The organism is Citrobacter sp. wls718 (assembly GCF_005280945.1).
Lineage (GTDB): Bacteria > Pseudomonadota > Gammaproteobacteria > Enterobacterales > Enterobacteriaceae > Citrobacter > Citrobacter gillenii.
The window spans coordinates 1-2,425 of sequence record NZ_SZWV01000017.1 but is presented as its reverse complement, the minus strand read 5'-3'; the positions used below and the strand labels follow the sequence as shown (position 1 = coordinate 2,425).

Annotated in this window: 3 protein-coding genes; all 3 read right to left on the bottom strand. The window is 47.5% G+C overall.

Going from position 1 to position 2,425, the window contains the following annotated elements; all coding sequences use genetic code 11:
• Nucleotides 1-596: 596 nt before the first annotated feature.
• Complete coding sequence (locus FDW95_RS03425; RefSeq protein WP_096757627.1) at nucleotides 597-1,448, bottom strand: aldo/keto reductase; 852 nt, start codon at nucleotides 1,446-1,448, stop codon at nucleotides 597-599.
• A 143-nt stretch (nucleotides 1,449-1,591) separates the two neighbouring features.
• On the bottom strand, nucleotides 1,592-1,891 hold the full coding sequence (locus tag FDW95_RS03420; RefSeq protein WP_115258908.1) for a putative quinol monooxygenase: 300 nt from the start codon (nucleotides 1,889-1,891) through the stop codon (nucleotides 1,592-1,594).
• A gap of 132 nt (nucleotides 1,892-2,023) precedes the next feature.
• Nucleotides 2,024-2,401 carry a LysE family translocator gene (locus FDW95_RS03415; protein ID WP_283202151.1) on the bottom strand — a complete coding sequence of 126 codons (378 nt, stop codon included), beginning with the start codon at nucleotides 2,399-2,401 and terminating at the stop codon, nucleotides 2,024-2,026.
• Between the last annotated feature and the right edge of the window lie 24 nt (nucleotides 2,402-2,425).

Sequence of the window (2,425 nt, the reverse complement as noted above, 5' to 3'; positions counted from 1 at the left end):
GTATCTAATCGTGGGGGCAGGTCATGTTATCTGTAAATGAAGTAGACAGGTAAACTTCATTAGTTAGAAGGGAATAGCCTACTTCAAAACTGGTGAGTTCGGGTAAGCTGCTTAAGTTAGGTTCAGTGTTTCTCATGTGACATACCTGTACTGTTTTTTTATACAGTAAATGTTCTGTGAATTTCAGATTTTAGTCAAGGCGAGTGCATAAATTTGGGGAATTTCGTGATTAAAATTAAGCTAACATGTTGTTTTTCATAGGTGATAATTTTTCATAGTATTCTATCGAATAGACATAATTTATTGATTTTTATTAATATTTTTCCGGTCTTGAAAACCGGCGACCCGAAAGGGTTCTAGAGTTCGAATCTCTACGCTTCCGCCAAATACAAAACCCAAGTCGTTATGCGACTTGGGTTTTTTCGTTTTATTCGGTTCTGGTTGCGGCATTTAACGTGTCAGGCAAACAGATTCAGCGTGTTAGTCATGTAAGCCGTGGCTTAACCCCATGAAACCGAGTCCTGTCGCCAACACGTCGAGCCAGGATTGACCGAGATAACGTGTTTGCGACAGTAAACCTCTGTTTGTGTCGCGGATTAGACGTCGAGCTTACGGCCAGCCAACCATTCCACTCTGGCCGGGTCGCGATGGGAAAAGAATGCGCTGGTTGCGGTGTCGATCGCGGTGATGTGCAGCATGTCTTCCGCGCTCAGTTCAAAATCGAGGATGTTGATATTCTCTTCCATACGTTCTTTACGCACCGATTTTGCCAGTGACACGATGCCACGCTGGAAGATCCACCGCAGGACAACCTGACCGACGCTTTTGCCGTATTTCTGGCCTATCGCTGTTAACTCAGGATGCTGGAACAGACCGTTTTTCCCTTCGGCAAACGGGGCCCACGCTTCAGGTTGAATACCACGACTTTGCATCCACGGCACGGCATGCAGCTGCTGATTGAAAGGGTTCACTTCAATCTGATTCACCGCCGGGGTGACCTTATTAAAGGCAATAAGATCGGCCAGTCTGTCGGGATGGAAGTTGCTCACGCCAATAGCACGAATTTTACCTGCCTGTTGCAGCTCTTCCATGGCACGCCATGCACCGTGGACATCGCCGTAAGGCTGGTGAATCAAATACAAGTCAACATAGTCGAGCTGTAGTCGGTTCAGTGACCGCTCGAACTGGGCCTTTGCACCTTCGTAGTTTGTATCGTGTAACCACAATTTGGTGGTCACAAAAAGCTCATCGCGGGCGACGCCGCTTTGTTTTAGCGCGTTGCCTACCTGAGTTTCATTCAGGTAAGAGGCTGCGGTATCAATCAGGCGATAACCCGTTTCGATGGCGTCAATCACCGCCCGCTCGCACTCGGCGGCATCCGTCATCTGGAATACACCAAAGCCCAACAGGGGCATGTTAATACCGTTGTTCAGTGTGACTGTTTGCATGACGTTATCCTTCAACTGTTGTCCCGTAACAGCATAACGCAAACTGATTTATTTGATTAGGTGGAGTAATTCACTAAGCTTTATTAGATGGATTCATTAATCTTATGGAACAACGCTGGTCGGCTTCGAGCCGGAAACGGACTTTATCTCTCCGGCTCCACCCGACCATCCATCAGGATATACTGCGCCGCTTTACGTGCGTATTGATCAATCAAAGGAACAAGCCGAGTAAAATGCTCGCTGGCACAGTGTGCATCGAGTGCTGCCCGGTCTGGCCACTCTTCAATGAAAATAAAATGCCCCAGATCCTTTTCATCCCGGTACAAATCATAAGCAATACACAGAGGCTCTTTCTTCGTTGCCGCGATGAGTTCGCGGTATAAAGGGAGAACGTTGTCGACGCATTCAGGTTTGATAAAATCTTCGGCGATGACTTTTAGCATGCGAACTCCTTCATTAAAAATGGTACAAGGTTTTTTACGGATAATGCCAGCCTCAAGGGCCGGTCAGAGCCAGAAACAGACGCTCAGATTTAATAAATCTGCCGACAAATGGCCAGCAGACTTTTTAGAGTATTAGTTGCGTGCAGCGATAGCCGCAGCGGCACCGCCCATAGCAACAGCGCCTATACGATTGGCAAATCTCACCGCTTTAGGAGTCCGTAATAAAACGCGTGCTCTGTGTGCAAGGAACGTCCAGGTCAGATCGATCGCGGCCAATGTCACCAGCGTAATGCTGGCAAGGATTGCCCATTCACTTACACCGGCTTTTGACAAATCGATAAACGACGGAAGAAGAGCCAGGTAGAACACCATGATTTTGGGGTTACCCAACGTTAATGCCATACCCGCGCTAAACATTGACCATGAAGATGTCCGTTGCGGAAGTTCGTCTGTTTTCTCATTCACAGGCTTGCGCCACATTTTAAACGCAAGCCAGCAAAGGTAGGCGATGCTGGTAATGACTCCAACTTATTG